The organism is Pantoea sp. SORGH_AS_0659, assembly GCF_031453915.1.
In the GTDB taxonomy this organism is placed as follows: Bacteria; Pseudomonadota; Gammaproteobacteria; order Enterobacterales; family Enterobacteriaceae; genus Pantoea; species Pantoea leporis.
Genome location: NZ_JAVJAK010000001.1, coordinates 234,088 through 256,733, shown reverse-complemented (window position 1 = coordinate 256,733; position 22,646 = coordinate 234,088). Strand labels below are relative to the sequence as shown.

Sequence of the window (22,646 nt, the reverse complement as noted above, 5' to 3'; positions counted from 1 at the left end):
TTCTCCTTAAGCCAGACCAAGCAGCGTTAGCAGCAGGTCAATGGCTTTAATACCTATAAACGGCACCACCAATCCGCCCGCACCGTAAATCCACAGGTTGCGACGCAGCAGCGCCGCCGCGCTCAGCGGACGATAACTCACGCCTTTCAGCGCCAGCGGGATCAGGAACACAATCACCAGTGCGTTAAAAATTACCGCCGACAAAATCGCCGAGTTCGGCGAATGCAGCCCCATCACGTTGAGCATGTTGAGCTGCGGATAGGTGGCGGCAAACGCGGCCGGAATAATGGCGAAATACTTCGCCACGTCGTTGGCGATACTGAAGGTGGTGAGCGAGCCGCGCGTCATCAGCATCTGTTTACCGATGTGCACCACTTCCAGCAGCTTGGTCGGATTCGAGTCGAGATCGACCATGTTGCCGGCCTCCTTCGCCGCCTGGGTTCCCGAGTTCATCGCCACCGCCACGTCGGCCTGCGCCAGCGCCGGTGCGTCGTTGGTGCCGTCGCCGGTCATCGCCACTAAGCGCCCTTCGGCCTGATACTGACGAATCAGCGCCAGCTTGGCTTCCGGCGTCGCTTCCGACAGAAAGTCATCGACGCCGGCTTCCGCCGCAATCGCCGCCGCGGTTAACGGATTATCGCCGGTGATCATCACCGTCTTGATGCCCATCTTGCGCAGCTCGGCAAAGCGCTCTTTGATGCCGCCTTTGACGATATCTTTCAGCGCCACCACGCCAAGCACCTGCGCGCCTTCGGCCACCACCAGCGGCGTGCCGCCAGCGCGCGCCACTTCTTCCACGGCGGCATTCACTTCTAACGGGAAGCGGCCATGATTGGCTTCAATGTGGCGACGAACCGCATCGACCGCGCCTTTGCGGATCAGACGATCCTGCACGTTTACGCCGCTCATGCGCGTTTGCGCCGAGAAGGGAATGAAGCTCGCCCCCATGCTGCTCAAGTCACGCTCACGCAGGTTAAATTTCTGCTTCGCCAACACCACGATGCTGCGCCCTTCCGGCGTTTCATCGGCCAGCGATGCCAGCTGCGCCGCATCGGCCAGCTGCTGTTCGCTGACACCCGGCGCGGGCAGAAACTGCGTCGCCTGACGGTTGCCAAGCGTGATGGTGCCGGTTTTATCCAGCATCAGCACATCTACGTCGCCCGCCGCTTCCACAGCACGGCCGCTGGTGGCGATAACGTTCGCGCCCAGCATGCGGCTCATGCCCGCCACACCGATGGCCGACAGCAGGCCGCCGATGGTGGTGGGGATCAAACACACCAGCAGCGCCACCAGCACCGTGATGCTGACCGGCGTACCGCCATACGCTGAGAACGGCCACAGCGTGGCGGTCGCCAGCAGGAACACAATCGTCAGCGACACCAGCAGAATGGTCAGCGCCACTTCGTTCGGCGTTTTACGGCGTTTCGCGCCTTCCACCATCGCAATCATGCGGTCAAGGAAGGTTTCGCCCGGATTGACGCTGCACTGAATCACCAGCCAGTCGGAAAGAATGCGCGTACCGCCGGTCACCGAGGAGAAATCCCCGCCCGATTCACGGATCACCGGCGCGGATTCACCGGTGATGGCGCTCTCATCCACCGATGCGCCGCCCTCCAGCACCTCGCCGTCGCACGGAATGATGTCACCGGCTTCCACCAGCACCACATCGCCTTTGCGCAGCGTATCGGCCGCCACGTTGTGCCAGGCTGCGCCGTAGCGCGCTTCGGCCAGTTTTTTCGCATCGCTGGTTTTACTGATGCCTTTCAGGCTGTTGGCCTGCGCCTTGCTGCGCCCTTCCGCCAGCGCTTCGGCGAAGTTGGCGAACAGCACGGTGAACCACAACCAGATGGCGACGCCGGCGGTAAAGCCCGCGTTACCGCTGAGCGCGCCGCTGGCCATGCCCACCGCCAATACCGAGGTCAGCACGCTGCCGATCCACACCAAAAACATCACCGGGTTGCGGAACTGCACGCGTGGATCGAGTTTTTTCAGCGCATCCAGCATGGCAACGCGGGTTAGCGCCGCATCAAACAGCGCCAGTTGTTGACGACTCATGATTCCGTTATCCCTGAATTGATTGCAGATGTTCCGCGACCGGGCCCAATGCCAGCGCGGGGATGAACGTCAATGCGCCCACCAGCAAGACGGTGCCAATCAGCAGCGCGATAAACAGCGGGCCGTGCGTTGGCAACGTGCCGTTGCCGACTGGCTGAATTTTCTTCGCCGCCAGCGAACCGGCAATCGCCAGCACCGGAATGATGATGCCGAAACGACCCACCAACATGCAAAAGCCCAGCAGCAGGTTCCAGAACGGCGTGTTAGCGCTCAGTCCGGCAAAGGCGCTGCCGTTGTTATTGGATGCCGAGGAAACCGCGTACAGCACTTCGCTGAAGCCATGAATACCAGGATTGGCCATACCGGCGCGACCGGCGTCGGTCATCATCGCCAGCGCGGTGCCGAGCAGCACCAGCGTTGGCGTCACCAGGATCGCCAGCGCGGTCATCTTCATCTCCCACACGTCGATTTTTTTGCCCATGTACTCTGGCGTGCGACCGATCATCAACCCGGCGATAAACACGCCAAGCAGCACGAACAGCAGCATGCCGTACAGGCCAGCACCGACGCCGCCGAACACTACTTCACCCAGCTGCATCAACCACATCGGCACCATGCCGCCGAGCGCGGTGAAGGAGTCATGCATGGCGTTAACCGCACCGCACGACGCCGCCGTGGTGATCACCGCAAACAAGCTGGAGTTGAGAATGCCGAAGCGCGTCTCCTTGCCTTCCATGTTGATGGCGCTGTCTGCGCCGAGCGCGAGGAAGTGCGGATTACCACGCAGTTCGGCCCACATCACGGTGATCACCGCCAGCACAAACATGATGGTCATCGCCCACAGCAGCATGTGGCCCTGACGACGATCGCCCAGATGCTGACCAAAGGTGAAACAGAGCGCCGCCGGGATCAGGAAGATGCTCAGCATCTGCACGAAGTTGGTTAGCGCCGTCGGGTTTTCGAACGGATGCGCCGAGTTAACGTTGAAGAAACCGCCGCCGTTGGTGCCGAGCATTTTGATCGCTTCCTGCGATGCCACCGGCCCGAGCGGCAGCGTCTGCTGCGCGCCTTCCAGCGTGGTGAGCGCATGGTAAGGTTCGAAGGTTTGAATGCTGCCCTGGCTGACGAAGAACAGCGCGATAACCAGGCTGATTGGCAGCAACACGTAAAGGGTAATGCGCGTCAGGTCACGCCATGCGTTGCCGAGCGTATCCAGCGAACGGTTGGCAAAACCACGAATCAGCGCAAACGCCACGGCGATACCGGTCGCCGCCGACAAGAAGTTCTGCACCGTGAGGCCCGCCATCTGACTGAAATAGCTCAGCGTGCTTTCCCCGGCGTAGGATTGCCAGTTGGTGTTGGTAACGAAGCTGATGGCGGTATTGAGCGCCAGATCCCAACTGAGATTAGGCAGATGCTGCGGGTTCAGCGGCAGCGCGGCCTGCGTCATCAACATCAGCAGCAGCAAGGCAAAACCCAGCGCGTTAAACAGCAGAATCGCCAGCAGATAGTGCGGCCAGCGCATGGCATCGCCGTCGGCACCGGCCAGTCGCCACAGCGCGCCTTCGGTGCGCGGCAGCAGCGGCTTGTCAGCGACAAACAGGGCGAGATAACGTCCCAGCGGTTGTGCCAGCACCATCAGTACCAGCAGAAACACCGCAATCAGCATGAATGCATTCGCCGCCATCAGAATGCCTCCGCATTAAGCAGGGCATAAATCAGGTAGCCCAGAAGAACAAACACCAGCACGATGCCGGCTATCACGCCCACGCTCACAGCAACCTCCAGAGGATTTAGGTAGTGCTGCAAGCATGCGCGGCGCGGCATAAAGAAGAGGTAAAAAGGCGGGAAGCGGGCGTAAATAAAGTATAAAAATGGTGAAGAATTAAGCGCTTTCTAACGCCCAGATGCGGTTCAGATCGATGTTCTGCCATAAGCCGCTGTCTTCCGCGCCGGTGATGCTGTCGGTGCAGAAGCTGTCGCCGAGATCGAGCGCTTCCGGTTTCACTTCGCGCTGCGCGTGCAGCGACCAGAACACATGTACTTTGGGCTTGAGCAGCGATTTTTCGCCCGCCTGTACCACCAGCGCCACGCGCCCGGAAGCCAGTCGCACCAGCGATCCCACCGGATAAATGCCGATGGTGCGTACGAAGGCGTGCAGCAGCGTGTTATCGAAATGGCCACGCCAGCTCAACATGTTGTGCATCGCTTCGGCAGGCGTCCAGCCTTGGCGATAAGGGCGATTCGAGGTGACGGCATCATAGACGTCGCATACCGATGCCATGCGCGCATACAGTGAGATTTCGTCGCCTTTCAGTCCGTGCGGATAACCGTTGCCGTCATATTTTTCATGGTGATGCAGCGCGATATCCAGCAGATCTTCACCGGCATTGGCTTCCATTAGCATCTGCGCGCCCACGATCGGATGCTGACGCATCACGGTGAACTCTTCATCGCTGAGCTTGCCGGGTTTGTTGAGAATCTCCAGCGGCACCGCGGCTTTACCCACATCATGCAGCAAACCGCCCATACCAACGCGCCGCAGCTGATGCTCATCGAGGCCCATTTTTTTGCCGAGCGAGATCATCAAACCGCACACCGCCATTGAGTGCAGATAGGTGTAATCGTCGTGATTCTTCAGGCGCGCCACGCTCAGCAGCGCCGTGGGTTCGCGGGTGATCGAACCGGCAATTTGATCAACCAGATCAAGGGTGTAATCGAGGTCGAGGCCTTGTCCCATGCGCGCCTCGTTAAACATCGCCAGCACCTGCGGTTTCCCCTGATTGAAGATGCTTTGCGCCTGATCCATCTCCTGGAAAAACGAAGTTTGAGGAATCTCTTTTTTCGGCGCAGGCGTGACGGGTGCCTGTACCGATTTGTCGAGATCGATCCATAACTGCAGGATCCCCTCATTGCGGATCATCGCGATCTGCCGTTTATCAGTGATCAGCATTTGGTTGCGAATGCGCTTATCTTTGACCCACCAAACCTCCAGTTTGTGGATAAACATTCCCTGCCGCAGTTCGTCAACATTAATCAGCTTTATCACGATATCGCTCCTTAATATCAGTGGGTGGTAAGGAGGTATCGGCAGCTGAGCAAAAAATCTTCAGAGTGGATTTGTGCGATCGGTGAGGTTTGCGCGCGAGGTACGTATAAATGCGAATTTTACGACGTTGGATCGCCATTTATGGCGACCATGATTTTAGGCTACAACCGCTGAACGCTGCGCCAGAAAGGCACTTAACGGCGTTACCCTGCTCAACTCTTCCTGTGTTCTGGCATCGTTTTCCACTTCCCATAGATCCAAATGGCGCTGCAGATTCAGCCAGAAATCGACTGAAGTATCGAAAACAGCTGCCAGCCTATAGGCCATTTCGGTGGTCAGTTTACGGTTGTTATTCACCAATGCACTGACTGTATTGCGGTGCACGTTCAACATCTCTGCCAGGTCATTCACTTTGAGGTTAAGCGGCTCGAGGAACTCGTACTGCAGAACATCGCCAACGCTGGTCGGTTTACGCATCGCCTGTTTCATTGTTGCTTCTCTTTAACGGTTAGCAGTTGGCCACAAGTGGCTGGTAGCGGTGTTTACGATAAGTGTGTGGATCGAGATAGAAATCTCTTGCCGTGCCATTAACCCATTGAAAAATTAGTCGATACTGCTCATTTATCCGTATTGAATAATATCCCAATAGCGGAGGTCTTAAGGCCTCAAAGCGATTACCCGGTGGTGAACGCAAATCATGATGCGATGTTGCGGCATGGATGATGTCGAGCTTGCGCGCCAATGCGGACTCAATCATGGCCGGGATATGCTTATGCGGCGTTGCATAAACAAAAAATAATCGCAGCCAATCATCCCTGAAACTGTGAATTGAACCCTTCATCTGCCGCCACACCTAATGTAAACATGGCAGGCAATTTATTGCACTCACGCACTGTGCTCAAGTGCAATATTTAACATCATAACGAATTTCAGATCGGGATTCCAAAAAAATATGATCCAAGTATTAAACCGCTTTAATGCCTTGCTCCTTCTCCTGCTTTTCATAAGAGGCTGCGGAATTTTGCTCCTCACCAACACGTTCAATCGGTCCCATCACCAGCAGGAACAGCAGTGCGGCGACCACGCAATGCGCGCCGACAAATACCAGCCCGATGCTGTAGCTGCCGGTCAAGCCGACGATGATGCCAAACAGCAGCGGCGTGATAAAACCCGCCATATTGCCGATGCCGTTAAAAATCGCGCCCGCCAGGCCAACCGCTTCTTTCGGTGCGGTATCGCTGACAATCGTCCAGGTTCCGGCGCCCGCCGCCACGCCTTTACCAAAGAAGGCGAACGACATCATGGCGATAATGCCGACGTTGCTGGGGATCACCGCCGCCAGGACCAGCGATGCCGCCATCAGCATGCCGACGATATACGGCGTTTTACGCGCCCAGGATAAACTCCAGCCGCTTGCCAGCAGTTTGTCGGAGATATAGCCGCCGCTGATGCCGCCGAGGAAACCAAATACCGCCGGTGCGATGGTGGCAAAGCCGGCGTCAAGAATGTTCATGCCGCGCGCCTGCACCAGATAGATTGGGAACCAGGTAATGAAGAAGTAGCTCAACGCGATGATGCAGTATTGGCCGATATAGGCGCACCACAGCATGCGGTTGCTGAGCAGCTTCCTGAACATCGCTTTGCTCAACGGCGGACGCGCTTTTAGTGTTTGCGCCGAATCAATATCTACCAGCGCACCGCCCTGCTCGATGTAGCGCAATTCATTTTCCGAGACCTGCGGGTGATGGCGCGGGCTGCGCATAAAGCCCATCCAGACAAACACCGCCAGCACGCCAATGCCGCCCAGCACAAAGAACGGCCATTCCCAGCCGAAGCGCGACACCAGCCAGCCGGAAAGCGGCGAAAAGATGGCGACGGCAAAATATTGCGCCGAGGCGAAGAGTGAAGAGGCGCGGCCGCGTTCGGCGCTGGGGAACCACATGATCACCGCGCGCGCATTGGCGGGAAAACTCGGTGCTTCAATCAGGCCCAGCGCGAAACGCAGCGCAAACATCAGCGTGAGCGCCATGGTCATGCCGCTGGAGAACTCGCCAACAAAACCCATCAGCAGCGTGGAGATCGACCACAGCGCCAGCGTCACGCCATACACTTTTTTAGTGCCGAAACGATCGAGAAACAGGCCGCCGGGGATCTGGCCGATCACATAGGCCCAGCTAAATGCCGAGAGGATCAGGCCAAGCTGGATCGCCGAAAGTCCAAACTCATCTTTGATCGCCGATCCTGAGATCGACAGGATCGAGCGGTCGGCATACGCCACTACGGAAAGAAACAGGATCAGGCAAAGGATCCCAATACGTACGTGGCTGTTCTGTGGACGATGATTGGCTTTTTGCATGGGCTGAATTCCTCAAATGAAACATGCCGGAATACCGCTTTATTTCCCTGTTGAGCAACTATAGAAAGCAGTTTCACCCACGGTCATTGTGCGAATGGCGGAATCGACGGCGCAAAATAGCGCCAGATTTAGCCGCTGGCACAAGGTGAGGTGCGGTGCTGCACAGAACCTCAAAAATCAGCAGGCTGTTGCACCGCAATGTGCGCCAACTCTAAGAAAATCCTTCGCAGTGCAACTATGAGCGCGCAAAGTAAGACGCACCCGAGAGCAAAGTGTGCGCTTAGCTGCAAAATCCAACCTTGCTGATTGTCAGCCGGGTGGCGGGCTCGTAGGCTGAAAATGATTTCATTGAGCCATTTTTAATATCGATGAAACATTCATTCTAATAACAAGCTTACTCTGGAGTCTGCGATGAAAATCCTCAAGGCGATGATGTTGCTCGGCCTGCTATCGACGTCACTATCGGCGCTGGCGGAAAAAATTGGCGTGTCGATGGCCTACTTCGATCAAAACTTCCTCACCATTATTCGTCAGTCGATTGATAAAGAAGCCAAAGCGCGTGGACTCGATATCCAGTTTGAAGATGCACGCGGCGATGTCGGACGTCAGACCGATCAGGTGCAGAGTTTTATCGGTGCGGGCGTGGATGCGATCATCGTCGATCCGGTCGATTCCGCCAGCACGCCGCAGCTCACCAGGCTGGCGCAGCAGGCAAAAATTCCGCTGGTGTACGTCAACCGCACGCCGGGCGATAAATCGCTGCCGGCCGGCGTGGTGTTTGTCGGCTCCGACGAGCGTGAATCCGGCACCTTGCAGATGGAAGCGCTGGCGAAAATGGCTAACTACAAAGGCAATGTGGCGATCATGATCGGTAACCTGACCGACGCCGGTGCGCTGCAACGCACCAAAGACGTTGAGCAAGTGGTGGCGAAATATCCCGGCATGAAAGTGGTACAGAAACAGCCCGCCAACTACGCGCGCAATGAAGGCATGGATTTGATGAATAGCTGGCTGGGCAACGATGAAGCAATTGATATCGTTGCGGCTAATAACGATGAGATGGCGATAGGCGCGGCCATGGCGCTGGCTAAAAGCAATAAAAAGGTGCTGATTGGCGGTATCGATGCTACGCCAGACGGCCTGAAAGCGCTGTCGCAGGACAAAATTCAGGTCACGGTTTTCCAGGATGCGGTCGGCCAGGGCAAAACGTCGGTGGATGTGGCGCAGAAGCTGATCAAAGGCGAGAAAGTGGATTCACACGTGTGGATCCCGTTCGAGCTGGTGACCAAAGAGAATATGCAGAAGTACGTTGAGAAGAGTCAGTAAAAGGTCAAACGCGAGCGATGAATCGCACCGCTACGAATGCGTGCACAATTCCGTAGCGGCGCAATTTATTGCGCAAAACCCATCAGTTTTTTAGTTTAGCCATCTGCACGATATCGTGATATTCGCCGTCGCGCAGGCAGGCTTTGCGCTTCACGCCCTCGCGCTCGAAGCCCAGCTTTTGATACAGGCGCAGCGCGCGTTCGTTATCGTGAAACACTTCCAGCTCAATGCGCATGATGCCGAGCCAGTTGTAGGCGTAATCGATGGCGTGGCGAATCAGCTTTTCACCAATGCCGCGCCCGCCAAACGCCGGATCGACGCTGATACCAAAACTAATGCTGTGACGCGTACGCGGACGCTGTTCGACAAACAGCGTGAGCTCACCGACCATCGCACCCTCAATCTCCGCAACAAAGCCGATGTATCCCAGCTCATCCATCTTTTCGAATTTTTTCTGCCAGGTCGCTATGCTCGGACACGGCAACTGCGTGGTCCAGCGATAAACGTCAGGATGGCTGTATAGGCGTTGGTAGGCGGCGGCATCGCCCGGCTCACGACCGCGAATGTGTAAATCCATATCGGTAATCCCTTTTCACTTGCACTAAGCTGTTAACTCTCACCATTTCGGGAAGAGTGATTCTATGTTGTATCGCCGTTTTGAACGTTTTATCAATATTTTCCAGGATGCGCCAACCGATTCCCCACCCGCCAGCGTCTGGCCGTTCTACTTCTACTATCTGCGTCAGGTGTGGCCGAGCTTTGTCGCGCTGCTGATTGTCGGGCTGGCACAAGCACTGATCGAAGTGGCGCTGTTCAGCTATCTCAGCCGCATCATTGACCTGGTTAATCACTCGACGCCCGCCTCGCTGTTCAGCGATAACTGGCAAATATTACTGTGGATGGGTTTTGTCGCGCTGATTCTGCGGCCGGTGGTGATTGCTGCGCACGATATGCTGGTGCATCAAAGTATTAACCCGAGCATGACCAGCATGATCCGCTGGCAGCATCACAACTACGTGCTGCGTCAAAGCCTGAATTTCTTCCAGAACGATTTTGCCGGGCGCATTGCCCAGCGCATCATGCAAACCGGTAACTCGCTGCGTGATTCGGCGGTACAGCTGGTGGACGCCATCTGGCATGTGGTGATTTACGCGGTGACCTCGCTGGTGCTGTTCGCCGAAGCCGACTGGCGCTTGATGATTCCGCTGGTGATCTGGATTGTGGCTTACAGCGTGTCGCTGAGCTTCTTTGTGCCGCGCGTTAAACAGCGTTCGGTGGTGTCATCGGAAGCGCGCTCGAAATTGATGGGCACCATTGTCGACGGCTACACCAACATCGCCACCATCAAACTGTTCTCGCATAACGATCTGGAGAAGCGTTACGCGCGCGAAGCCATTCAGGAGCAAACCGACAAAACCCAGCACGCCAGCCGCATGGTCACCACCATGGATATCACGCTCTCGACGCTGAATGGCTTGCTGATTGTCAGCACCTCCGGCCTGGCGCTGTGGTTGTGGAGCCAGTCGCTGATCAGCGTTGGCGCGATTGCGCTGGCGACCGGTTTGGTGATCCGTCTGGTGAACATGTCCGGCTGGATCATGTGGGTGGTGAACGGCATCTTCGAAAACATCGGCATGGTGCAGGACGGCCTAAATACTATCGCGCAGCCGCTGAGCGTGCAGGATGAACCGAATGCGAAAAACATGCAGGTGACGCGCGGCCAGATTCGTTTTGAGGATGTGCGCTTTGATTATGGCGGCAGTCGTCAGGTGATCAATCGCCTCAACCTCAACATCAAGCCGGGCGAGAAGATCGGTTTGATTGGCCCGTCCGGGGCCGGTAAATCCACCCTGGTGAATCTGCTGCTGCGGCTGTATGACATCAACAGCGGCCGTATTGTGATTGACGATCAGAACATCGCTGAAGTGACGCAGGAAAGCCTGCGCGGACAAATCGGCATGATCACGCAGGACACGTCGCTGCTGCATCGCTCAATTCGCGAAAACCTGCTGTATGGTCGTCCGGATGCGACGGAAGAGGAGTTGCAGGCGGCGATTATCCGCGCGCGCGCCGACGAGTTCATTCCGCTGCTTTCTGATCCGCAAGGCCGCACCGGGCTGGATGCGCACGTGGGCGAGCGCGGCGTCAAGCTGTCGGGCGGTCAACGTCAGCGTATCGCCATCGCGCGCGTGCTGCTGAAAGATGCGCCGATTCTGATCATGGACGAAGCCACCTCGGCGCTGGATTCCGAGGTGGAAGCGGCGATTCAGGAGAGCCTGGAAACGCTGATGCAGGGTAAAACGGTGATTGCTATCGCCCACCGTCTTTCCACTATTGCCAAAATGGATCGTCTGGTGGTGCTGGAGCAGGGTGAGATTGTCGAGATGGGCAACCACCGCGAACTGCTGGCGCACGGCGGACTTTACGCGCGCCTGTGGCAGCATCAGACCGGCGGTTTTGTCGGCGCGGATTAATCTCCACGCCGATACGGTAAGGCGTCGCGCGCTTCAATCGCCCAGCCGCGCACGCCTTCCCGTTCCTGCAGCAGAAAATCCGCCACCGCATCGCGCAAGCCGGGATGACACAGATAGTGCCACGAGTGGGTAATGTGCGGCTCAAAGCCGCGCACCAGCTTATGCTCGCCCTGCGCGCCCGCATCAAAACGCTGCACACCTTCCGCGATGGCGAAATCCATGCCCTGATAGAAGCAGGTTTCAAAATGCAGCCGATCAAACTCCGCCAGACAGCCCCAATAGCGGCCGTACAGCGTGCTGCCGTCCATTAAGCAGAACGCCATCGCTGCCGGTTGCCCTTGTAGCGAGGAAATCACCACGCGAATCGAATGCGGCATGCGCTCCGCCAGCAGGCTAAAGAAGTGGCGGGTCAGATAGGGCCGCTGGCCGCGCACCGCGTAAGTGTTGGCATAACAGGTGTAAACAAAATCCCACTGATCTTCGCGCAGCTCATCGCCGCGATACCAGCTGAATTCAAAGCCGCTGCTCATCACCTGCTCACGCTCTTTGCGCAGCTGTTTGCGCTTGCGCGACATCAGCGTGTCGAGGAAATCCTGAAAATCGCGGTAGCCTTTGTTATGCCAGTGATACTGCAAGCCGAGGCGCTCCAGCCAGTCTGGCTGCTGCTGCATGATGTGGTTGGCGAACGGCGTGGTGAAGTTGATGTGCGCGCCGCTCAGACCGTGTTGATAGAGGTTATCCGGCAGCACGCTGAGCAGTTTCAGCACCGCTTCTTCATCGCCCAGCAGGCGTGCGCCAGTCACCGGACTGAACGGAATCGCGCCCAGCCATTTCGGATAGTAAGGAATACCGGCGCGCTGACAGGCATCCGCCCACGCATGGTCAAACACATATTCACCGCGCGAATGGCGTTTGCGATAGCCCGGCAGCGCCGCACGCAGCGTGCCGTTTTCGCGCCACAGCAGGTGATCCGTCTGCCAGCCGTTTTCGGGCCGCACGCTGCCGCTCTCTTCAAGTGACAAGAGAAATGCGTGGCGTAAAAACGGTTGATCGTCAGGTAACAGCGCATCCCATTCGACGGCGGAGATCTCCGCCAGCGACGACAGATGTAGCAAAGACATTCACGGCTCCCGGCCAGATGAAAGCAGGCGCCTAGTTCAACAGGTTTTCCCGCGTGGGAAAAGGTGCAGCGCACTGAATGTGTAGGGGAACGGGTTCACTCCAGTTTTGGTAATTGCGGTTTCGTACACCCAGTTACCACAGTTCAGAAACTTGCCGGTCTCTGATCCTTCGGAAAAACCACCTTGCCGGGTGGTTTTTTCGTTTACAGAGCAAGAGATTACGCGCAGAAAAAAAGGATCTCTAGAAGATCCTTTTCAGAACGATAAACAAGTAACTATTTCATCCGAAGCAGTTTGTCGTAGTTCGGATAAATGTCATCGACCTTTTCAGTTGACCCATCTGGATACAATACGGTCATCCCTGGGCTATCCTTCCGGCTCTTAGGGGTTTCAAGACTAACTATTTTTTTTGAATATAATACTGGCTCGATAAGTATATGTTTTGAATCAAAAAGCCTGTAGTGGCGGCTCCATTTTTCATAGTTAGTATCTCCGCCAAACAGCGCTATAGTGTTCTCATTAAATACGCGATTAAAGACGGTCATGGGAAATAGCTCGTTTTTTAACGTTAAATCGCCATGAACTTCCCGCTTTCTGCCGGAACCTTCACCGCTTCCATAAGCCTGATCATCAAAACCAAAAACATAGCTTGTTGGAAGAATATGTTTCCCCGAGGCTAACGGATCATCTCCTTTCAGCTGTATATCAACCCTTATAGCACTGAGCTTCCATTCACATCGACCGCCCCCGTCAACGGCGACCCGCGCCTGCCGGATATCACCATTCCCCTGAGGTTGCAACGTCACCAGTTTAGGATTCAGCCCCCTGACCGCAGTCACATGCGACTCAGTGGTGTTGTCATAGACCTCTTTCCGACACGTCTCTGATCGGTACAAGACGTCCATTGGGATCACTTCCGTCTCAGGAGGCAATTTCACAGCCACAGTGACCCACTCCGTGCTGGCGGGCGGATTAATGGTAAAATCCGGGCGACTGGCGCAGCCGCTCAGCGGCAACAGTGCAATTGCCGGAAAAAGCGCCACGAGCGTTTTAGTTAGACAGTTCAACTTCTTCCTCCGCAACCGATTTGAAACGAATGAGAGCATTTTCTCCGCCAGGATACTTTCGGGTAATAATCAGCGAATTCCCTACCATATCCTGCAGGGCCAGGAACATCCGATTTCGCTTCGGCTCCTCCGGGGGAGAGCTGTCACCGAATGAGTCCATCTGCTGCCTGAAGTCGGCCCTGTACGTTTTACGGCTCAGCTTCCGCACCGGGTCAGCTATCTCGAGCAGCTGGTTATTCAGAAACGGCAGGTACTCTTTCACCATCGAGTGCCGGACGGGGTTGCTCGCGTGGTCAAAAGCTGGGTTGGTATTGCGTGGGAAAATCTTCTGAATATCGGCCATCGGAAACTCGCTGATAAACGCCTCCTGCGCCTCTTTCGCCTCCTCGCTTTCTGTCTCTGCCATTGACGGAACGAGGAACAGCTTCACCTTGTACTGCTGGCTGTATTTCAGCCGTCTGCACGTATTTGAATTCATCATCACCCTGTATTCTTCGAATGAACCGGTCTGGGTAGTGCGGAAGAACACCACCGGCTTACCGTGGTGCCAGTAGTGTTCCCCGATATACAGCCCTCCCATCTGCGCCGGCAGTTCGGTGGGCAGAGTCCAGAAAAAGCCTAACTAGCTATTCATTTCATCGACAACAATTTTTCATAATCTGGATAGATGTACGGAAGTATCCCTGTACTACCATCAGGATAAGTTGCAATAAGATCGCCGGGAAGCGAGTTTGGAGGAACGACTCTCACGACCTTCGACATATGAATACTCGGCTCGATCACTATTTTACTAATGCTGGAAACGCGATAATACCTTTTCCATTTTTCATCACGAATATCTCCCCCGAACAGTGTAATTACCATCTCACCATCCCTATGAGACTGAATCAAAGGGAAAAAATCAGTCTCAAACCGTAAGTTTCCCACCACGTTTTTGGGGTTACCGTACCCAAATGCATTACGGTATCCTTCATCATCGAAATCAAAGACATAACTTGTCGATATGATGTTCTTTCCATTTGCTAAAGCAGATGTTTTTGATAGCTGTATCCCTAATCGTATGCCGCTCAGCTTCCAGCCACATTTGCCTCCGCCATTCAGGGCTATCTTCGCTTCCCGGTAGCCACTGCTGTCCGTCTGACTGAGAGAGACAAGTTGTGGGTTAACCCCCCTGACGGTAGCCATATGCGACTCGGAGGTATTGTCATAGACCTCTTTCCGACACGTCTCTGAGCGGTACAAAACATCCAGCGGCAGCGCCTCCGTTTCCTGCGGTAATTTTACGGTCACAGTCACCCAATCGTTACTCACAGGAGGGTTCAGCGTATAGTCCAGACGACTGGCGCAGCCGCTCAGCGGCAACAGTGCAATTGCCGGAAAAAGCGCCGCGAGCGTTTTAGTTAGACAGTTCAACTTCTTCCTCCGCAACCGATTTGAAACGAATGAGAGCATTTTCTCCGCCAGGATACTTTCGGGTAATAATCAGCGAATTCCCCACCATATCCTGCAGAGCCAGGAACATCCGGTTTCGCTTCAGCTCCTCCGGGGGAGAGCTGTCACCGAATGTGTCCATCTGCTGCCTGAAGTCGGCCCTGTACGTTTTACGGCCCAGCTTCCGCTCCGGATCAGCTATCTCGAGCAGTTGGTTATTCAGAAACGGCAGGTACTCTTTCACCATCGAGTGCCGGGCGGGGTTGCTCGCGTGGTCAAAAGCGGGGTTGGTATTGCGTGGGAAAATCTTCTGAATATCGGCCATCGGAAACTCGCTGATAAACGCCTCCTGCGCCTCTTTCGCCTCCTCGCTTTCTGTCTCTGCCATTGACGGAACGAGGAACAGCTTCACCTTGTACTGCTGGCTGTATTTCAGCCGTCTGCACGTATTCGGATTCATCATCACCCTGCATTCTTCGAATGAACCGGTCTGGGTAGTGCGGAAGAACACCACCGGCTTGCCGTGGTGCCAGTAGTGTTCCCCGATATACAGCCCTCCCATCTGCGCCGGCAGTTCGGTGGTCAGAGCCCAGAAAAAACCTAACGTGGCGCCGAGAGGCCCAAACTTGCCGTACAGCCAGTTGTCCAGATTGGCATCAAACGGCACGCTGGTGATGGTGTCGCTGTCGTTAACGTGCCGGTAATGGGTCACCTGATACAGGCGTCCCACCGCGTCCGCAGTGAAGGTGCGCGGCATACCGTAGGTGTAAAGGATCGGCTCAATAGCCTTCATCTCTGCAGCATAAGTCAGCCCCAGAGCGCCCCCAAGACTGTGCCCGCAGATAAACAATTTTTTCTTCCCATCTTTAGCAAGTGACGCTCTTATCGCTGAAAACTGTGCATCAAAACGCCGTTTAGCCAGATGGTAGGCATCTAAAAAACCGCCGTGAATACGCCCGGCTTTTGCCAGTTCAGCGGGACAGGGCTGTGGCGAAAAAGAGGCATCCGTCAGCCAGTCGGGGAGCTCCTGCGTTCCCCGCCACGACACCACCACCTGCTCTGCATTTTCGATGTAAAAAAGCTGCGTACTGTCGAGCAACGGACGATCGTTGTCACCACCACTTTTGCCTGCTGAATCAAGAAACTCGGCAGCGGTATAACGCTGACTGAACGGCACGTCAACGACCAGAGCCTGAGAAAACGACGGAAAGTCGATGTATTCGGGCGTGCGGGACAGATCCAGACACTGTTCAAAAAAGAACTGTTTTATGACCGTATCACCGCCCTTTGCGTAGGCCATATCGGCCATCACCCCAAGGTTATAGCCGTTTGCCAGCGAGTAATCTTTCGTGTCGTGCAGCACCAGCGACCACGCCCGGAATGGACAGACTTCGATGACATGTCGCTGATCCAGCCCTTCCCGCGCAATCGGCGTCCCTTTCATCACATCGCCGCTGGGGAAATGAAACCGGGGTGGCTCATTCTCTTTCCAGTTATCAATCACTGGAAGCCGGTCGCAGAGCTGTCCGATTGTCACGTAGTGGTGCCGCTGGCCGGCCGCATCCGCCTTTTTCTGCACGTCTGACTGCCATGTAAGATCCCGGGTGGCCGGCCTGGAACGGTTTTTACTTTCCGGCTGGCTGTTCGGGTTGCGCCTGACGCCCAAGGGGCGCTGCTCCATCTCGTCAGCCAGCTGCTGCCCGTCAGCTTTTACGTTAACGCCGATCCAGTACAGGTTATCAAACCGCACCAGGCCCTGGCTGTCGGTGACGCCGACCGGCGGATTTGGCGGAGGCGTCGGATCGTAGCCGTCTTTGCCAAACCGTTTTGACGCAGCCACCTCCGCAGCCGTAGCCAGAGGATGATATTCAAGACTGACGTTCAGTCCGGAAACCGGCACGTTGTTTTCATCAACAAACTGCAACTCCATCCAGTATTTCCGGGGTTTACCCCGGCACAGTACGGTTTTAGATTTGGGTACCACGCTGGTTACACAGGTGTTATCGCCAACTATCTCCATTCCAATTCCATTTGATTTATAGGGTTAATGGGGGTTAATCATACCCCATTAGTTTCACACCTGAATTACTTTATTGAAAAATGGTCTTTAGATCAGACAGCCTCGCGGGTGAATTGAACATAACATCCGTTGCGTAGTGCCAAACATCGTTTGCAATTCCCCTAAGGCGGCGTCCCACTCCCTCATCCGCAGCGAATAGTCCTGCTGTAGCTGCTTTAATGCGCTCAGCAACTGTTTTTCCAGCTTTGTCATCGTTCGTTACTCCTGCACCAGTCTGACTGCGTTCTGCTTCGATTTCCCTTCCCCGACCGTCTAGCCCGGTGCGGCGGTTATCCACAGCGGACCGGCGCGATTTTGTAGGGTTGCCAGTCATGAACTGCACCCCAAATGCACAGTGCAGAATTTGACACGGGCGGCCCGCAGGCCGCACCCTACGATTTTCTCGTCAGCTGGAATGTTCATGGATCGCCTCGATTGTGACCGCATGTTTGTCGCCGTGCTGGAAGTGGGCAGCTTCGCCGGTGCGGCTGAACGCCTCGGCACCAGCAGCGGCCAGGCGTCGAAGCTGGTCTCCCGGCTGGAGCAGGAGCTCGGGGTGCAGCTGTTTAAACGCAGCACGCGCGCGCTCTCGCCCACCGAAATCGGTCGCGCCTATTACGAACGGGTAAAAACGCTACTCGAAGCCTTTGATACGCTGGATGCTACGGTGCGCGACAGCGCCACTACGCCGAGCGGCCGCCTGAAGATCAGCGCGCCCGGCACCTTTGGTACTGCGGTGTTGGCCAGCGTGCTGGTGGAGTTCGCGCGTCATTATCCGCAGATCGAACTCGACGTGAACTTCTCCGATCGTGCAGTTAACATTGTCCATGAAGGCTTTGATATGGCGATTCGCATCGGCAAGCTTGATGACAGCAGCCTAATCGCGCGCCGCCTTGGCGATGTGCCGATCCGCGTGGCCGCGTCTTCCGGTTATCTGCTGCAACACGGCACGCCGCAGCACTGGCGCGATTTGGCGGCTCATCAGTGCATCAGCGATACCAACTTCCGCGATCCCTGGCATTGGCCGTTCGTGACGCCGTGCGGCGACAGCGTCAGCATGCCGATTCGCGGTCGTCTCTGTTTCTCCAATACCGAAGCCTGTTTGCAGGCGGCGATCGCCGGATTGGGCATTGCGCGGCTACCAGGTTTTATTGCCGCACCCGCACTGCAGCGCGGTGAAATCGTCTCGCTATTAGAGGAATTCGCCACGCCGCCCATGGGCCTGTTCGCGCTCTATCCGCCGGCGCGTCATCTGGCGCAGAAAACCCGGCTGTTGATCGATTTCCTCGCCGCCCATTTCCAGCACCATCCGCCCGGCTAATTCCTTCCATTTTGGAAGCAATGAAAGCCATTTTGCCCGGATTATCGCCTAACCAGCAGCGCTGTATGCTCACTTCATCAACACTGAGGAGAGAAGACGATGCTGGTAAACGGTAAGTGGAGTGCAGAGTGGCATCCGGTGCAAGCCACCGATCAACAAGGCGGATTTGTGCGCCAGACCTCCCGTTTTCGTCACTGGATTAGCGCAGATGGTTCCAGCGCATTCGCTGCCGAGCCGGATCGTTATCACCTCTATGTAGCGCTGATTTGTCCGTGGGCCTCGCGCACGCTGCTGGCGCGCAGTCTGAAAGGGCTGGATAAGGTCATCAGCGTGTCGGTGGTTGAGCCGCAGCTTGGCGCGCAAGGCTGGCGCTTCGGTGATTATCCTGGCGCAGATCGCGACTGGCTGAATAAAGCCGAATACCTTCACGAACTCTACACCCGTGCCGATGCCGATTTCACCGGCCGCGCCACCGTGCCGGTGCTGTGGGACAAAAAGACGCAAACCATCGTCAATAATGAGTCAGCCGATATCCTGCGCATGCTGAACAGCGGCTTTGGCGCGCTGGCGGACGATCGCATCGATCTTTATCCCGAGGATCTGCGCGCGGAGATCGACGCGCTGAACGAATCGATCTATCCGCGCCTGAATAACGGCGTCTATCGCACTGGTTTTGCTACCACGCAGGTGAGTTATCAGCAGGCATTTAACGATGTGTTCAGCCAACTGGATGAGCTGGAGCTGCGTTTGCAGGATGGCCGTACTTTCCTGCTCGGCGAGCGCTTAACCGAAGCGGATATTCGCCTGTTCGTCACGCTGGTGCGCTTTGACGCCGCCTATCACGGCCTGTTTAAATGCAACCTGCGCCGCCTGCGCGACTATCCGCTACTCGATCGTTATCTCAAGAGTATGCTGTCGGTCTCTGGCGTGCGTGAGACGGTGAATATCGATCATATCAAGCAGGGCTATTATTCAATTAAAGCGCTGAATCCCAACGGCATTGTGCCGGTTGGCCCGGATATGGCGGCCTACGGTTTATAAGGAGCAGTGCGATGGCAAAAGCGTTAGTGATTTTTTTACATGGCGTCGGCAGCAACGGCGATGATCTCGCGGTGCTCGGCGAACATTGGGCGCGCCTGCTGCCAGATGTGGCGTTTGCCTCGCCGAATGCGCCCTATCCTTTCGAACATGCGATGGGATATCAGTGGTTTAGCCTGACCGGCATCACGCCCGAAAACCGCCCGGCGCGCGTGCGTGATGCACGCGCGGCCTTTGATGACACGCTGCAGCAGCTGATGGCGCAGCACGGCATGGCGGATGCGTGGGACAAAGTGATTCTGGTGGGCTTTTCGCAGGGTTCGATCATGGCGTTAGATGCGCTGGCGTCGGGCCGCTATCCGCTGGCTGGCGTGGTGGCCTTTTCCGGCCGTCTGGCATTTGATGGCGCATTAACGCCGCAGCCGTATACGCCTGCGCTGCTGATTCACGGCAAATCCGATGAGGTGATTCCGTTTAGCGAAAGCGTATCGGCGGAGCAACGTTTACAGCAGGCTGGCGTGACGGTGGAAGCGCGTTATGAAGCGGCAACCGGCCACACCATTTCATCGCAGGGTGCGATGGATGCCGCCGGTTTTATTGCGCAATGTTTGCAGGATTAAGGCCAGTAACGATTTAACGCCTGCCACGCTTTTTGCGCAGCCACGTCTGCTGGCTGCGCCTTCAACTTATCGTTGAACACTTCAATGCCGACCGGCCCGCTGTAACCGGCACTTTTCAGCTTATCGACAAAGCGTTCCACTTCGATGATGCCATCGCCCGGCAACAGGCGCTGGTGACGCGCGTACTCGCTGAGCGGCTGCTTATCCTGCGGTGGCATGTCGGCCATATCGCACAGCTGCACTTCGTAGATACGGTCGGCGGGAATGCCATCCAGCTGCGACGCATCGCCGCCTAACGCGCAGATGTGGAACAGATCAACCACCAAACCGATATTCGGCTGGTCCAGCCGTTGCAGCCGTTCCCACGCCAGCGGCAGTGTGTTATCTACGCTGCACCACGCCATCGGCTCATACATGATGCGCATGTTGTAGCGCGCGGCTTCCGATGCCATCCAACGTAAATCTTCATCAATACGCGCCGCCACACAATCGTCACGCGTGCTGGCCGGTGCCTGGATGGTGTCGCAGCCGATGGTTTGGGCAATCTGAATGAACTGACGCAGCTCTTCGCGTTTTTGCTGGCGGTCGCGATCCGGCGCACCGGTGAAATCGCGCAGCACCTGCACATTGGTGAAGCCAAGCTGCAACTGCTTCGCTAACTGTGGCGTACTGGCTTGCACATCGTCGCGCCAGATCTCAACCTGATCAAAACCGGCGGCGCGTGCGGCACGCAGCTTCTCCTCAGGTTCACCGTTTAACAACACCAGGTTAAGGAATTTAGGGTTACAACGCATGACACAGCTCCTTAATCGTCCGGATAATCGGTGACAAATTCTGTGCGTCACGCGCACAGAATGGCGATCAGTATCTACCTCTGAGGAGTTATTTCAAGCGCGATGGTTATCCCAGCAGATTGACCGCGGCAAAACCGGCGAAAGTCATCAGCAGCGAACCAATAACATGCACCATCACGCTCGACATCGCCCAAAGGTATTTACCTGATTGTAGCAACCCAACAATTTCTGCAGAAAAAGTGGAAAAGGTGGTTAAGCCGCCACACAAGCCAGTGACAATTAACAGTTTCCAAAAGGGATCGATATGCGGATTACGCACAAAAAAGGCCAGCGCCGCGCCGATGATAAAACCGCCCACCAGATTCACCATCAAGGTGCCGGGCGGCAAATTGGGAAACAGTGCGTTAAAACGTAATGAGATCAACCAACGCAGCGTACAGCCCACCGCACCGCCCAGCACCACCGCCAGTAACGACTTCAACATAGTTTGGAGCTCCTGATATGAATGACGCGCAGGGCCGCGGCAGGACAGAATAACACCTGACACACCGCCTTCTCCCGCGCAGGGATACGAGTGTTGTCAGGCGTCATCAGCCGTCTGTGACCAGAACGGCGGTTGAGGAAGGTGGCACGCCATCACCTTAGGCGGGAGATAATACGCTGGCTTGGCAATGCAGACAATATGGTGAAGGAGGCACAGTGTTGTCGCGGCGCGATCTATCGCGCGCATCAGTGAAGGCACCGTGCCAACCCCTCTTTGCGTAATAAATTGCGCCGCTACGGTTGGTGCCAATATCAACGTTCGAAGTGAATCACGCCCTTAATCAGTTCCCGGTTGTTAATCACATCCGCTTCAAAGCGCTCTGCCAGTTTAGAAAAATCATAATGGCGATTGAGCATCATGTCGGCACGAAGCTGCCCGTTCGCCATCAGTTCGCCTACTTTCGCGAAATCTTCCAGCGTGGCGTTGCGGCTGCCCAGCAGCGTGGTTTCCTTTTTGTGGAACTCGATATCCGGGATCACCAGATCGCCTTTGTGCAGGCCGACAAACACGATGGTGCCGCCGTGACGAATCAGTTTCACCGCGCCGTTCATCGCCGCTGGGCTGCCGGTGGCATCGATCACTTTGGCCGGCAAACGCCCACCAAACTCCGCCCGCAACTGCGCCTCAAAATCGGCGTCTAATGGATTTACCGTCGCCAAACCCAGCTTCTGCGCTACGTGTGCACGGCGTTGCTCGCTGGTGTCGGCCACCACCACATTCGCCCCCGCCGCCGCCGCAATCGCGGCCACGCCAAGGCCAATCGGACCTGCACCCACCACCAAAACCTGCTCATCCGCCGTAACGGCCGCACGGCGCACCGCATGCGCGCTGATGGCGAAGGGTTCAATCAGCGCGGCGGCTTCGGGGTCAACCTCATCCACCGCCAGCAAATTGCTGGTCGGCACGCTGAGGAATTCACAGAAACCGCCATCCTGATGCACCCCAATCACCGAGATCTTTTCGCAGCAGTTGGTTTTGCCACTTAAACAGGCATCGCACTGCTGGCAGGCAACGTAGGGAATCAGCGCCACGCGCTGGCCCAGCCTGAAGCCGCTGGCCTGGCTGCCGAGTTCTACCACTTCGCCACACAGCTCATGCCCCAACACGCGTGGATAGCTGAAAAACGGCTGATTTCCGGCCCAGGCGTGGATATCGGTGCCACAAATGCCGGCGGCGATCGGTTTGATCAGTACTTCATGGGCGGCGGGCGTCGGCTTCGCGCGCTGCTGCCACACCATCTGGCGCGGCTCGGCGACCACCAGCGTTTTCATCGTTGTCATTGGCTTCTCCTGTGCTGTTGTCGCAGTTATGGCGAAAATCGCCGATGGCAGCGTTTTGCGTTGGGGGAAGTGTGAAGCCAACCGCTTTTTTTGGGCTTTGTATGGTTTTTA

General features: G+C 56.1%; 22 protein-coding genes and 1 riboswitch. Of the genes, 5 read left to right on the top strand and 17 right to left on the bottom strand.

What is annotated here, in order from left to right:
- Window positions 1-6 precede the first annotated feature (6 nt).
- The 7 genes from kdpB to Q3H59_RS01235 form a co-directional block, all read right to left on the bottom strand.
- Window positions 7-2,055, bottom strand: coding sequence for a potassium-transporting ATPase subunit KdpB (kdpB, locus tag Q3H59_RS01265; RefSeq protein ID WP_137386708.1), 2,049 nt, complete (start codon window positions 2,053-2,055; stop codon window positions 7-9).
- Between the two features lie 7 nt (window positions 2,056-2,062).
- Window positions 2,063-3,742 carry a potassium-transporting ATPase subunit KdpA gene (kdpA, locus tag Q3H59_RS01260; protein WP_277974208.1) on the bottom strand — a complete coding sequence of 560 codons (1,680 nt, stop codon included), beginning with the start codon at window positions 3,740-3,742 and terminating at the stop codon, window positions 2,063-2,065.
- Window positions 3,742-3,831: a K(+)-transporting ATPase subunit F gene (gene kdpF / locus Q3H59_RS01255; protein WP_081113208.1), complete on the bottom strand. Its 90-nt coding sequence runs from the start codon at window positions 3,829-3,831 to the stop codon at window positions 3,742-3,744. The genes kdpA and kdpF overlap by 1 nt, the downstream gene beginning before the upstream one ends.
- Window positions 3,832-3,940: 109 nt before the next feature.
- On the bottom strand, window positions 3,941-5,104 hold the full coding sequence (locus tag Q3H59_RS01250; RefSeq protein ID WP_309832759.1) for an HD-GYP domain-containing protein: 1,164 nt from the start codon (window positions 5,102-5,104) through the stop codon (window positions 3,941-3,943).
- A gap of 156 nt (window positions 5,105-5,260) precedes the next feature.
- On the bottom strand, window positions 5,261-5,593 hold the full coding sequence (locus Q3H59_RS01245) for a HigA family addiction module antitoxin (RefSeq protein ID WP_101762746.1): 333 nt from the start codon (window positions 5,591-5,593) through the stop codon (window positions 5,261-5,263).
- A 19-nt stretch (window positions 5,594-5,612) separates the two neighbouring features.
- The gene (locus Q3H59_RS01240; protein WP_309832754.1) at window positions 5,613-5,945 is read right to left on the bottom strand and encodes a type II toxin-antitoxin system RelE/ParE family toxin; all 333 of its coding nucleotides are present in this window, start codon (window positions 5,943-5,945) and stop codon (window positions 5,613-5,615) included.
- A 123-nt stretch (window positions 5,946-6,068) separates the two neighbouring features.
- Window positions 6,069-7,460 carry an MFS transporter gene (locus tag Q3H59_RS01235; protein ID WP_309832752.1) on the bottom strand — a complete coding sequence of 464 codons (1,392 nt, stop codon included), beginning with the start codon at window positions 7,458-7,460 and terminating at the stop codon, window positions 6,069-6,071.
- Window positions 7,461-7,871: 411 nt separating this feature from the next.
- Between Q3H59_RS01235 and Q3H59_RS01230 the strand changes: the two genes are divergently transcribed.
- Window positions 7,872-8,786 (top strand): sugar ABC transporter substrate-binding protein, encoded by a 915-nt coding sequence (locus Q3H59_RS01230; protein WP_192415485.1) that lies wholly within the window; start codon window positions 7,872-7,874, stop codon window positions 8,784-8,786.
- 82 nt (window positions 8,787-8,868) lie between these two features.
- Here the strand turns inward: Q3H59_RS01230 and Q3H59_RS01225 are convergent, their stop codons facing one another.
- On the bottom strand, window positions 8,869-9,363 hold the full coding sequence (locus Q3H59_RS01225) for a GNAT family N-acetyltransferase (RefSeq protein WP_137386714.1): 495 nt from the start codon (window positions 9,361-9,363) through the stop codon (window positions 8,869-8,871).
- A 64-nt stretch (window positions 9,364-9,427) separates the two neighbouring features.
- On the opposite strand from Q3H59_RS01225, the gene Q3H59_RS01220 reads away from it, so the two are divergent.
- Window positions 9,428-11,260: an ABC transporter ATP-binding protein gene (locus Q3H59_RS01220; protein WP_110867683.1), complete on the top strand. Its 1,833-nt coding sequence runs from the start codon at window positions 9,428-9,430 to the stop codon at window positions 11,258-11,260.
- Here the strand turns inward: Q3H59_RS01220 and Q3H59_RS01215 are convergent.
- The 6 genes from Q3H59_RS01215 to Q3H59_RS01190 form a co-directional block, all read right to left on the bottom strand.
- Window positions 11,257-12,381 (bottom strand): GNAT family N-acetyltransferase, encoded by a 1,125-nt coding sequence (locus Q3H59_RS01215; protein WP_309832749.1) that lies wholly within the window; start codon window positions 12,379-12,381, stop codon window positions 11,257-11,259. The genes Q3H59_RS01220 and Q3H59_RS01215 overlap by 4 nt on opposite strands.
- A 275-nt stretch (window positions 12,382-12,656) precedes the next feature.
- Window positions 12,657-13,448 (bottom strand): hypothetical protein, encoded by a 792-nt coding sequence (locus tag Q3H59_RS01210; protein ID WP_309832747.1) that lies wholly within the window; start codon window positions 13,446-13,448, stop codon window positions 12,657-12,659.
- Complete coding sequence (locus tag Q3H59_RS01205) at window positions 13,432-14,028, bottom strand: hypothetical protein (RefSeq protein ID WP_309832745.1); 597 nt, start codon at window positions 14,026-14,028, stop codon at window positions 13,432-13,434. The genes Q3H59_RS01210 and Q3H59_RS01205 overlap by 17 nt, the downstream gene beginning before the upstream one ends.
- A gap of 50 nt (window positions 14,029-14,078) precedes the next feature.
- Window positions 14,079-14,861, bottom strand: a complete 783-nt coding sequence (locus tag Q3H59_RS01200) for a hypothetical protein (protein ID WP_309832743.1) — start codon at window positions 14,859-14,861, stop codon at window positions 14,079-14,081.
- Window positions 14,845-16,809: a lipase family protein gene (locus Q3H59_RS01195; protein ID WP_309832741.1), complete on the bottom strand. Its 1,965-nt coding sequence runs from the start codon at window positions 16,807-16,809 to the stop codon at window positions 14,845-14,847. The genes Q3H59_RS01200 and Q3H59_RS01195 overlap by 17 nt, the downstream gene beginning before the upstream one ends.
- 177 nt (window positions 16,810-16,986) lie before the next feature.
- Window positions 16,987-17,151 carry an MbeD family mobilization/exclusion protein gene (locus Q3H59_RS01190; protein WP_110867689.1) on the bottom strand — a complete coding sequence of 55 codons (165 nt, stop codon included), beginning with the start codon at window positions 17,149-17,151 and terminating at the stop codon, window positions 16,987-16,989.
- Between the two features lie 208 nt (window positions 17,152-17,359).
- Here Q3H59_RS01190 and Q3H59_RS01185 point away from each other — a divergent pair, with 208 nt between their 5' ends.
- The 3 genes from Q3H59_RS01185 (at window position 17,360) to Q3H59_RS01175 (ending at window position 19,917) form a co-directional block, all read left to right on the top strand.
- Window positions 17,360-18,259 (top strand): LysR family transcriptional regulator, encoded by a 900-nt coding sequence (locus tag Q3H59_RS01185; protein ID WP_309832739.1) that lies wholly within the window; start codon window positions 17,360-17,362, stop codon window positions 18,257-18,259.
- Between the two features lie 99 nt (window positions 18,260-18,358).
- Window positions 18,359-19,300 carry a glutathione S-transferase family protein gene (locus Q3H59_RS01180; protein WP_309832737.1) on the top strand — a complete coding sequence of 314 codons (942 nt, stop codon included), beginning with the start codon at window positions 18,359-18,361 and terminating at the stop codon, window positions 19,298-19,300.
- An 11-nt stretch (window positions 19,301-19,311) separates the two neighbouring features.
- Window positions 19,312-19,917, top strand: a complete 606-nt coding sequence (locus Q3H59_RS01175) for a prolyl oligopeptidase family serine peptidase (RefSeq protein ID WP_309832734.1) — start codon at window positions 19,312-19,314, stop codon at window positions 19,915-19,917.
- Here Q3H59_RS01175 and Q3H59_RS01170 read toward each other — a convergent pair.
- From Q3H59_RS01170 to Q3H59_RS01160, 3 genes are all read right to left on the bottom strand, one after another.
- Window positions 19,914-20,711 (bottom strand): sugar phosphate isomerase/epimerase, encoded by a 798-nt coding sequence (locus tag Q3H59_RS01170; protein ID WP_217549840.1) that lies wholly within the window; start codon window positions 20,709-20,711, stop codon window positions 19,914-19,916. The genes Q3H59_RS01175 and Q3H59_RS01170 overlap by 4 nt on opposite strands.
- 106 nt (window positions 20,712-20,817) lie before the next feature.
- Window positions 20,818-21,195: a fluoride efflux transporter CrcB gene (gene crcB / locus Q3H59_RS01165; RefSeq protein ID WP_101762757.1), complete on the bottom strand. Its 378-nt coding sequence runs from the start codon at window positions 21,193-21,195 to the stop codon at window positions 20,818-20,820.
- Window positions 21,196-21,285: 90 nt separating this feature from the next.
- Window positions 21,286-21,361: riboswitch (Fluoride riboswitch) on the bottom strand.
- 145 nt (window positions 21,362-21,506) lie between these two features.
- Window positions 21,507-22,535, bottom strand: coding sequence for a zinc-binding alcohol dehydrogenase family protein (locus Q3H59_RS01160; protein ID WP_309832729.1), 1,029 nt, complete (start codon window positions 22,533-22,535; stop codon window positions 21,507-21,509).
- Window positions 22,536-22,646 lie beyond the last annotated feature (111 nt).